Here is a 9892-nt window from a genome sequence, read left to right as displayed (position 1 = left end):
CGCTGTTGAATAAACCCGACAGTAGCGAAAATCCTTTTTGTTTGCAGCACCTTAATATACTGTCATCTATAACCTATGAAAAAGATCTTTGGTACCTCAGCACTTCAAAACCTGCAAAAAGATTGAAGCAAATGGCGGGACTACAGCGCCTATGAAATACTGACGTTCATTTCCAAAAAATAATATCACAGTGTAAAATCATTCTCCAACTCCCCTGTCTGTGTCCTCACAGAACGGAATAAATAATGAGCTAATTTCCGTAAAATTTTGATTTTTTATTGATTTGGAAATGAAAGGTTCTGTGCACTTGGCATTTTCAGTCCCGCTTTACGCTTTATCCCGATGAAAAATCGGGATGTTCGCTGCAATCGGGTTTAGTTACAAAGTTTGTACCCCAAGGAACGAACCGCTGTTGAATAAACCCGACAGTAGCGAAAATCCTTTTTGTTTGCAGCACCTTAATATACTGTCATCTATAACCTATGAAAAAGATCTTTGGTACCTCAGCACTTCAAAACCTGCAAAAAGATTGAAGCAAATGGCGGGACTACAGCGCCTATGAAATACTGACGTTCATTTCCAAAAAATAATATCACAGTGTAAAATCATTCTCCAACTCCCCTGTCTGTGTCCTCACAGAACGGAATAAATAATGAGCTAATTTCCGTAAAATTTTGATTTTTTATTGATTTGGAAATGAAAGGTTCTGTGCACTTGGAATTTTCAGTCCCGCTTTACGCTTTATCCCGATGAAAAATCGGGATGTTCGCTGAAATCGGGTTTAGGAGCAAAGTTTGTACCCTGAGGAACGAACCGCTGTTGAATAAACCCGACAGTAGCGAAAATCCTTTTTGTCTGCAGCAACCTTAATAGGCTATCATCTATAACCTATGAAAAAGATGCTTCGTACCTCAGCACTTCAAAACCTGCAAAAAGATTGAAGCAAATGGCGGGACTACAGAACGTATGAAATATTGACATTCATTTCCAAACCGTTAAAATTTCCTTATTTATTGCACCGCATGGTCTTCGGCTACGCTCAGACAAAGAAACCACTAATTACCCCAGCTTAAAACTAACGAAGTTCCCACACTGCGCTTACCCTTTCAAACTTCGTGAGGCCCCTAAACAAAGGCCGAAAAACCAGTAATCGCCCTACCAACAATTAATGTATTAATTTCTTTCGTACCCTCGTACGAATAAATGGCTTCTGCATCGGCCACGAAACGGGCAACATTATACTCCAGTAAAATACCATTGCCGCCCATAACTTCCCTGGCTTTGCTCACTACATCTCGTGTTCTTAACGAACAGAATACTTTGGCCAGCGAAGCATGTTCATCTTTTAGCAAACCCTGGTCCTGCAGTTGCGACAACCTAAAACAAAGTGTCTGCATCGCAGTTAAATTTGATAACATCTCAACCAAATGATTTTGGATCAGCTGAAAGCTGGCAATAGGTTTACCAAACTGTTTTCGGTTGCGTGTATATTCGAGCGCGTTTTCATATGCTCCACGTGCGCAACCTACGGCCTGCCAGGCCACTCCGGCCCTCGTCATCTGCAATACTTTGGCTGTATCTTTAAACGAGTTTGCATTTTGTAAACGATCGGCTTCTTCTACTTCACAGTTGGTTAAGGTAATAATTCCATTCTGCACAATGCGCAAGGCCATTTTATCCTGCATTTTTTCTACAGCAAAACCCGGATTATCCTTTTTAACAATAAAACCTTTCACATCACCACTTTCCTCATCCCGGGCCCAAATAATCAGGATATCGGCAAAAGTGGCATTTCCGATCCATTTTTTCTGTCCGTTCAATACCCATTTGCCATCTACTTTTTTACAGGTAGTCGTTAAGCCTCCGGCAGCGGCCGAACCTACTTCTGGCTCAGTTAAGCCAAATGCACCAATAATTTTAAATTGCTGCATTAAGGGCAACCATTGCTGTTTTTGTTCTTCCGAGCCGCATAAATAGATCGATCCCATGGCCAAACCGCTCTGTACACCAAAAAATGTAGAAATAGAGGTATCAATCCGCGCCATTTCCATCGCTAAAATACCTTCCATCAAATTAGATTTCCCCGGACAGCCATAACCTTTATAGGTTAAGCCACAAATATTGAGTTCGGCAAGTTTTGGTATAATTTCAAAAGGAAATTCGGCTTTGTTCCAATAATGGTTTACGATTGGTTTTACCTCTTTTTCTAAAAAAGCACGCACTTTTAACTGGAGTTCGCGGTCTTCATCTTTTAAGGCTTCATCGCCAAGGTGATAAAAATCACCTTCAATTGGGGGCAATTCCTTCTTTTTATGCGATCCACCCATCATTTTCATCATGCCCTGGATCTGTTTATCATCCAGGCTGGATATGGTTTCGACCATTTTGGGCAGGTCAACTTTTTTTGATAAAGCCTCTAACTTATCGAAATCTACATGTTTAAAAAGATTGTAAGCGTTTTTGAGAGATGAGAATATATTCGCCATTATTATTCGTTTTGAGAATAACAAATAATGGGCGGTTTTGTTGGGTATAGGATTTCCCTTATTCTCGGCGTCACCCTGAATTCATTTCAGGGTCTTACAAAGCAAGCTTAAAGTCTATTTCATAAAAGACCCTGAAACAAGTTCAGGGTGACGAATACATAGGAACGTTTAATTCAAGAACGACAGCTCTTATTACCTTAAATCAAACAAATTATCAACGCCCAGTAATTTCCTCGAAGTAAAACCCTCTCCAAAGGTAGCACCGATACTTTTACCAAATTCCCTCGCTCTGCCGATCATACTTTCGAAAAATTCGGGCGAAGAAATATAGGTTTGAAGCCCTTCTACATCAGGATTGTAAAACTGCGTTTTAAAAGCTTTAATGGATTCGATTTTTTTATCAATATGTGCTGTGATATCTACAATAATATCGGGTTTGATGTACCTGTCTTGTATATACTGCAGCAACAACCTTGGGCGGTGTGCTTCCTGTTTAATGCCATCTACCGAAGTTTCAATCTTTGGCAAACCCGATAAAAATACCGAATCGTAAACCAGGTCGCCTGCCCTACCATGGTCGGGATGACGGTCTTCCAATGCATTGCTTAAAATAATTTCAGGCTGGTATTTTCTGATCACCTTAATCACTTCCAAACGGTGAAATTCGTCGTTCAGAAAAAATCCATCACGCAGGCCAAGGTTCTCGCGGGCATGTAAACCTAAAATCCTTGCAGAGTCTTTGGCTTCTTCATCCCTGGTTTCGGCGGTACCACGTGTACCCAGTTCGCCACGGGTTAAATCTACAATCCCTACCTTTTTACCGAGGGCAATATGTTTTAAAATTGTACCTGAACAGCAAAGCTCTGCATCATCGGGATGCACGGCTATAACTAAAATATCTAATTTCATGATGTCTTATTGGGCATTTTGGTTCAGCAATTGCTGAATTTTCTTTTTAATCTTCGAACTCAACGGTTTGGTGAAAGGCAAAAAATAATCTACCAGTTCGCCATTTTTGTTCACAATATATTTATGAAAGTTCCAACGGGGTTTAGAACTTAATTTTGAATTCTGTTTCTTATCACTCAAAAACTGATAAAGTGGATGGGCATGTGCGCCACGCACCATAATTTTATCAAAAACAGGGAATTTTACCCCATGGTTGATTTCGCAGAATGAAGCGATATCCGAACCATTTAAAGGCTCCTGCTTTCCAAAATCGTTGGTCGGGAAACCCAAAATTTCAAAATCAGGATTGTTGATTTCGTCTTTAAGCTGCTGTAATTCCTTTAATTGAGGTGTGAAACCACACTCAGATGCTGTATTTACAATTAATACAACCTTATTTCGGTAGGCTGATAACGGCTGTTCTTCGCCATTGATTTTTTTAACCTTGAAAGAATAGATATTCGGAATGCTTTCCTGCATTATAATTTTATTGATAAAATCCGGAGGTACGGATAATAGATTCTATATCCCTGTCTTCATTCGGATCGTAAGTACTTTTTAAATTATGGCCTACCACACGGGCAACAATCTGATAAGAAAAGGCCGCAAAACCACCTTTAGTCTGTTTAATAATATCGTATGTTGTTCTGCCCACCTCACGGTCGATCAGTTTTGTTAAAATCTGCCCCTGTGTAATCGTTAATTCCTTTATTTCACGGTTAAACATGTCTTTAATCTCTTTATCGCATTGCTTAACCAGTTGTTTCTGCTCTTTTTTTTCAGGGGTACGCGCAATATCCTGTTCCAGTTGCTCATACCTGCGTTTTGCAAACAGCGCATAAGGCATTACTTTTAATACATTATATCTTAACCGGTTATAAGCTGCCTGTTCTGCAGGCGATTTCCAGATCCTTGCGGCATAGACGTTTACTTCATTAAGCTGCATCCATGGGATCATCACGCCGTTATCATTTGTTGAGGCCACCCTGATTGTATCGCTTTTACCCAATTTAGGGAATATTGGGGCCGCAGGATCCTGTGCCCATAGCGAAATGCTACAAATCATTACAATACAAAGAAAAAAGAGCCCTTTAAATTTCATAAATTTATACTTTTACAAAGTTAGGTGTTATTTCATATATTAGGTGTTTCACAAAACTAATATAAGTTTTATTCAGAAATAAGACGCAATTTTTACGCAAAAAATACAAATGAAAACAGAGTTAGTGATTGATTTAGAGGCGGAAAAGCAGGAAATTCTAAAAAGATACAGGGCGTTACTACGGGCAAGCAAATCTACCCTGCAAAAGGGTGATAAAAAAGAAATCAGAAAAGCTTTCGATATGGCACTCGAAAGTCATAAAGATATGCGCCGCAAATCAGGCGAACCTTATATCTACCATCCCATTGCCGTAGCACAGATTGCAGCTGAAGAAATAGGCCTTGGTACAACCTCTATCGTATGTGCATTGTTACACGATGTGGTAGAAGATACCGATATCACTTTAGAAGATATTGAACGCGAATTTGGCAAGAAAACGGCTAAAATTATCGATGGTTTAACCAAAATTTCAGGTGTTTTTGATACAAACAGCTCTTTACAGGCCGAAAACTTTCGTAAAATGCTGCTTACCCTCGCCGATGATGTTAGGGTAATCCTGATTAAACTCGCCGACCGTTTGCACAATATGCGTACAATGGATTTTATGCCGCGCCACAAGCAGCTTAAAATCGCATCCGAAACCATTTATTTATACGCCCCACTCGCCCATCGTTTGGGTTTATATGCGATAAAATCGGAACTGGAAGATCTTTCGATGAAATATCTTGATCCCGACACCTATAAATTCATCGCGAAAAAGTTAAACGAGAAAAAAGCAGAACGCGCACTTTTCATTAAAAAATTCGTAGAACCGATTGATGAAATTGTGCATGAGCAGGGTTTAGTGGCCGATGTTTACGGCCGGCCGAAGTCCATCCACTCCATCTGGAATAAAATGAAAAAGAAAAATATTCCTTTCGAAGAGGTTTATGATCTTTTTGCCATCAGGATTATCCTGGATTCGGCACCTGAAAATGAAAAAGCCGACTGCTGGAAAGCTTATTCGATTGTAACCGATTTATATCGTCCCAATCCAGATCGCTTACGCGATTGGGTTTCCTCTCCAAAAGGAAATGGCTACGAAAGTTTGCATACTACGGTGATGGGACCACGCGGACAATGGGTGGAGGTACAAATCCGTACACAACGTATGAACGAAATTGCGGAAAAAGGTTTTGCGGCACATTGGAAATACAAAGAATCGAGCAACGATAACGGTTTGGATCAATGGATCCAGAAAGTAAGGGAAATGCTGAGTAATCCTGAAGCCAACGCACTGGATTTCCTCGATGATTTTAAAATGAACCTTTTCTCTGATGAGATTTTCATTTTCACACCAAAAGGAGCTTTGATCCAATTGCCTTTAGGCGCTACTGCTTTAGATTTCGCTTTTGAGATCCATACCGATGTTGGCGCAACCTGTATCGGGGCAAAAGTAAACCATAAACTGGTCCCGATTTCGTATAAATTACAGAATGGTGATCAGGTAGAGATTATTACTTCGAGCAAACAAAGTCCGAAAGAAGACTGGCTAAATGTAGTGGTAACTGCAAAGGCCAAATCAAAAATAAAATCGTCTTTAAAGGAAGAAAAGCGAAAAATTGCCGAAAATGGCAAGGAAATTCTAGAAAGAAAGCTAAAATCACTGAAAATCACCTACAATACCGATAATATACAGAAATTAAGCTATTTCTTTAAACTTCCTTCAACACAGGAACTTTTTGTAAATGTTGCGCTTGGAAAAATCGAACTGAAAGACATCAGGGAATACCTGTCGAGCGAAAAAGAAGTAGAAAACCGTGGACCTGAACGTCCTGAAAATCTGACTGTCGACGGGATCAAGAGTAAAATTAAAGGTGGCGAATCCGATATTCTACTGATTGGCGAAGATATGCAGCGCATTGATTATACATTGGCGCCCTGCTGTAATCCGATACCGGGAGATGATGTTTTTGGATTTATTACCGTAAGCGAAGGCATTAAAATACACCGTACCAATTGCCCTAATGCAGCACAGCTAATGGCCAATTATGGTTACCGCGTGGTAAAAGCCAAATGGAACCGACAAAAAGAACTGACTTTCTTAACCGGTTTAAAAATTGTAGGTATTGATGATGTAGGTTTGATCAACAATATTACCAGGGTAATTTCGACTGATTTTAAAGTGAACATGCGTTCCATTACGGTTGATACCAACGAAGGAATATTTGAAGGATCGATCATGATTTTCGTAAATGATACCGAACACCTCGAAAACCTGATCAAAAATTTACTAAAAGTGAGGGGTGTTACCGGGGTTACCAGGTTTGATGCCTAAGAGAGTCCGAAAGTCGGCAGTCCGGAGTCTGAAGTCAGGATTTCGTATGTTAAGTCGCAAGTTATTTGCAATTTAAACCCCTAACTCCCGACACCGGACCTCCGACTAATTACCAAATCTGTGTAATCATTTGATCGGTGGTAATCATTTTTCAAAACAATTTAACTACCTTTGAATGGAGTTTAAAAACTATGTCTGAACAAAATACAAATGAGCTCGTTCGCAAGATTTTTGAGGCTTATTTAGAAAACAAAAATCTACGTAAAACACCAGAGCGTTTCGCCATATTAGAGGAAATCTATTCAAGAAACGACCACTTTGATGTTGAAACACTTTATATCCACATGAAAAACCAAAAGTACCGCGTTAGCCGTGCTACGGTTTACAATACTTTAGAATTATTGGTTTCGTGCGATTTAGTGACCAAACACCAGTTTGGCAAAAACATGGCACAATTCGAAAAATCTTACGGTTACCGTCAGCACGATCACGTGATCTGTATTGAATGCGGTAAGGTAGTAGAATTCTGTGATCCACGTATCCACCAGATCCAGACCATGGTTGGCGATCTGTTAAAGTTTGATATCAAGCACCATTCATTGAATCTTTATGGGTTCTGTTCTGATTGCAGCGTTGCCAGGAAAGTGAATGAGAGTGCGGCCGCAGCAGCGGATCTTAAAGCAAATTAAATCAATACATAAAATAAAACAAGCTTAAATTTTTAATAATGACGCAAGTAGATGTACTTCTCGGCCTGCAATGGGGCGACGAAGGAAAGGGAAAAATCGTTGATGTACTAAGTCCAAAATATGATCTTATTGCCCGTTTTCAGGGCGGCCCAAATGCCGGACATACCTTAGAGTTCGATGGCAAAAAATTCGTTTTAAATACCATTCCATCAGGAATTTTCAACGAAAAAACCATGAATTTAATTGGAAATGGTGTAGTTATCGATCCTATCATTTTAAAAAGAGAGCTTGATAATTTAAAAAAAGCTGGTCACGATCCCGTTGCCGACGGTAAATTGGTAATTGCCCGTAAAGCACATTTAATTTTACCTACACACCAGTTATTGGATGCTGCAAACGAGGCACGCATGGGTAAAAATAAAATCGGTTCAACATTAAAAGGTATTGGTCCAACTTATATGGATAAAACCGGTCGTAACGGTTTACGTGTTGGTGATACTACCCTGCCTGATTTTAAAGAGCGTTATGCTAAACTGGTAGAAAAACATACCGAAATCCTTTCTCATTACGAAGGTTTCGAATATGAATTAACCGAAAAAGAAGCGGCTTTCTTCGAAGCAATCGAATTCCTGAAAACCATCCCTCACGTAGATAGCGAACATTTTGTTAATGGCTATTTAAAAGAAGGAAAAGCGGTTTTGGCCGAAGGTGCACAGGGAACTTTACTGGATGTTGATTTCGGTTCGTACCCTTTTGTAACTTCGAGCAACACTACAACTGCTGGTGCATGTACTGGTTTAGGTATTGCGCCTAACAAAGTTGGTGCTGTTTATGGCATTTTTAAAGCTTATTGTACCCGTGTTGGTGGCGGTCCGTTCCCAACCGAATTGGATAACGAAGTTGGTGAAAACTTACGTGCATTAGGTCACGAATTTGGCGCAACTACAGGCCGTGCCCGTCGTTGTGGCTGGATCGATCTTCCTGCGTTAAAATATGCCATCATGTTAAACGGTGTAACCGAGTTGATTATGATGAAAGCTGATGTACTGGATACTTTCGATACCATTTATGCTTGTACACATTACGAATATAATGGCGAAACAATTGATTATATGCCTTACGACATTATTTCGATCGAACCAAAACCGGTATTAAAAGCAATCGACGGTTGGGCTACAGATGTGACCAAAATTACTTCTGTAGATCAAATTCCAGCTAAATTGACTGATTACATCGCATTTTTAGAAAAAGAATTGGAAGTTCCAATCAAATTCCTTTCTGTAGGACCAGATAGGGCACAAACTTTAGAATTACATTAATACGCAATACCGTCACCCTGAATTTATTTTAGGGTCTATTAAGATGCTTAAATAAATTCAGCATGACGACAAGTAAAAGAAAAGCAATCCATAAAGGGTTGCTTTTTTGTTTGAAGCGTCATTCGCTATCTACCATCAAGTCGTCATCTCGACTGTAGCGTAGCGAAATGGAGAGATCTATCTAGAAGTATATCTCTAGTTAGATTTCTCGACTTCCTTGCACTCCGCTCGAAATGACGATATCCCCGATAAAATCACCTTTATTACCAATCATGTTTACTTACAAAAGGTATAAACACTTGTTTTTCAGTACCAATTTGATTATTTTTGAGAATAAAACTTTATTATGGCAACCATATTAGAAAGCGAAATGCTGAATTATTTTACCCAGCTAAACGATGCCGAAAAAACTTCAGTAGTAGAAATGCTTAAAAGCTTTATAAAAGGAAAAAAAGAGAATCAAAAGATTACTATAGAAGAGTATAACAATGAACTTTTAGCCGCTGAAAGTGAGTTTAAAAACGGCAATTACATCTCCCATGATGAGTTATTAAATGAGATTAAAAGTTGGTAACCAATATTCTCAAAATCGTTTGGACTAAACCGGCTAAAAACCAATTAAAAGAAATCTATAAGTACATTAGCCAAGAATCTGTCCAAAATGCAATAATGGTTATAAATGACTTAACCCAAGCAGTAGGAAATATAGTCCAACATCCTGAAAAATATAAAATCGATCAGTATAAAAAAGATAATGACGGAACATACCGTGCCTTTGAAAAGCATCACTTTAGGGTATCTTACCGGAACGAAGATCAAATTATCAGAATACTGAGGATTAGGCACACCAAAATGAATCCTAAAAACATTGATTTATAATCCATCGCCCATATTTACTCCTACATCGTCCTCGTTTGCAACGAGGATGTATGAGATTCACATTTGCAATGTGAATAGATAAAGTTAAGCGATAAAATCGCTTGTCTCGTCGGGGCTGACTAAAAAGGGTATAAAAAAATACAGCCGTTGCT

9 protein-coding genes are annotated in these 9892 nt (G+C 39.2%); 5 read left to right on the top strand and 4 right to left on the bottom strand.

The annotated features are described in order from the left end of the window. Positions 1-1124: 1124 nt before the first annotated feature. The 4 genes from DRW42_RS28195 to DRW42_RS28180 form a co-directional block, all read right to left on the bottom strand. Positions 1125-2486: an acyl-CoA dehydrogenase family protein gene (locus tag DRW42_RS28195; RefSeq protein WP_113952202.1), complete on the bottom strand. Its 1362-nt coding sequence runs from the start codon at positions 2484-2486 to the stop codon at positions 1125-1127. Positions 2487-2678: 192 nt separating this feature from the next. Further along, entirely contained in the window at positions 2679-3395 is a 717-nt protein-coding gene (gene bshB1, locus DRW42_RS28190) for a bacillithiol biosynthesis deacetylase BshB1 (protein ID WP_113952201.1), read from the bottom strand. Positions 3396-3401: 6 nt separating this feature from the next. Then, entirely contained in the window at positions 3402-3914 is a 513-nt protein-coding gene (locus tag DRW42_RS28185; RefSeq protein WP_113952200.1) for a glutathione peroxidase, read from the bottom strand. A gap of 7 nt (positions 3915-3921) precedes the next feature. Beyond that, the gene (locus DRW42_RS28180; RefSeq protein ID WP_113952199.1) at positions 3922-4536 is read right to left on the bottom strand and encodes a DUF4294 domain-containing protein; all 615 of its coding nucleotides are present in this window, start codon (positions 4534-4536) and stop codon (positions 3922-3924) included. Positions 4537-4645: 109 nt separating this feature from the next. Between DRW42_RS28180 and DRW42_RS28175 the strand changes: the two genes are divergently transcribed. The 5 genes from DRW42_RS28175 (at position 4646) to DRW42_RS28155 (ending at position 9740) form a co-directional block, all read left to right on the top strand. Then, entirely contained in the window at positions 4646-6853 is a 2208-nt protein-coding gene (locus DRW42_RS28175) for a RelA/SpoT family protein (protein ID WP_113952198.1), read from the top strand. A 191-nt stretch (positions 6854-7044) separates the two neighbouring features. Then, on the top strand, positions 7045-7542 hold the full coding sequence (locus DRW42_RS28170) for a Fur family transcriptional regulator (protein WP_113952197.1): 498 nt from the start codon (positions 7045-7047) through the stop codon (positions 7540-7542). A gap of 38 nt (positions 7543-7580) precedes the next feature. Next, complete coding sequence (locus DRW42_RS28165) at positions 7581-8861, top strand: adenylosuccinate synthase (protein WP_113952196.1); 1281 nt, start codon at positions 7581-7583, stop codon at positions 8859-8861. A 346-nt stretch (positions 8862-9207) separates the two neighbouring features. Next, a complete protein-coding gene (locus DRW42_RS28160; protein WP_113952195.1) occupies positions 9208-9435 on the top strand; it encodes a hypothetical protein in 228 nt (75 codons plus the stop codon). Beyond that, positions 9429-9740: a type II toxin-antitoxin system RelE/ParE family toxin gene (locus tag DRW42_RS28155; protein WP_113952194.1), complete on the top strand. Its 312-nt coding sequence runs from the start codon at positions 9429-9431 to the stop codon at positions 9738-9740. The genes DRW42_RS28160 and DRW42_RS28155 overlap by 7 nt, the downstream gene beginning before the upstream one ends. Positions 9741-9892 lie beyond the last annotated feature (152 nt).

The sequence above is a fragment of the Pedobacter miscanthi genome (genome assembly GCF_003315595.1).
Taxonomy (GTDB): Bacteria; Bacteroidota; Bacteroidia; order Sphingobacteriales; family Sphingobacteriaceae; genus Pedobacter; species Pedobacter miscanthi.
The sequence above is the reverse complement of the archived record's forward strand: the minus strand, read 5'-3'. Positions and strand labels throughout refer to the sequence as shown.

Bases quoted from the DNA above. Each gene is read 5' to 3' on its own strand.
- DRW42_RS28195 (WP_113952202.1), bottom strand. From the start codon at position 2,486: ATGGCGAATATATTCTCATCTCTCAAAAACGCTTACAATCTTTTTAAA.
- bshB1 (WP_113952201.1), bottom strand. From the start codon at position 3,395: ATGAAATTAGATATTTTAGTTATAGCCGTGCATCCCGATGATGCAGAG.
- DRW42_RS28185 (WP_113952200.1), bottom strand. From the start codon at position 3,914: ATGCAGGAAAGCATTCCGAATATCTATTCTTTCAAGGTTAAAAAAATC.
- DRW42_RS28180 (WP_113952199.1), bottom strand. From the start codon at position 4,536: ATGAAATTTAAAGGGCTCTTTTTTCTTTGTATTGTAATGATTTGTAGC.
- DRW42_RS28175 (WP_113952198.1), top strand. From the start codon at position 4,646: ATGAAAACAGAGTTAGTGATTGATTTAGAGGCGGAAAAGCAGGAAATT.
- DRW42_RS28170 (WP_113952197.1), top strand. From the start codon at position 7,045: ATGTCTGAACAAAATACAAATGAGCTCGTTCGCAAGATTTTTGAGGCT.
- DRW42_RS28165 (WP_113952196.1), top strand. From the start codon at position 7,581: ATGACGCAAGTAGATGTACTTCTCGGCCTGCAATGGGGCGACGAAGGA.
- DRW42_RS28160 (WP_113952195.1), top strand. From the start codon at position 9,208: ATGGCAACCATATTAGAAAGCGAAATGCTGAATTATTTTACCCAGCTA.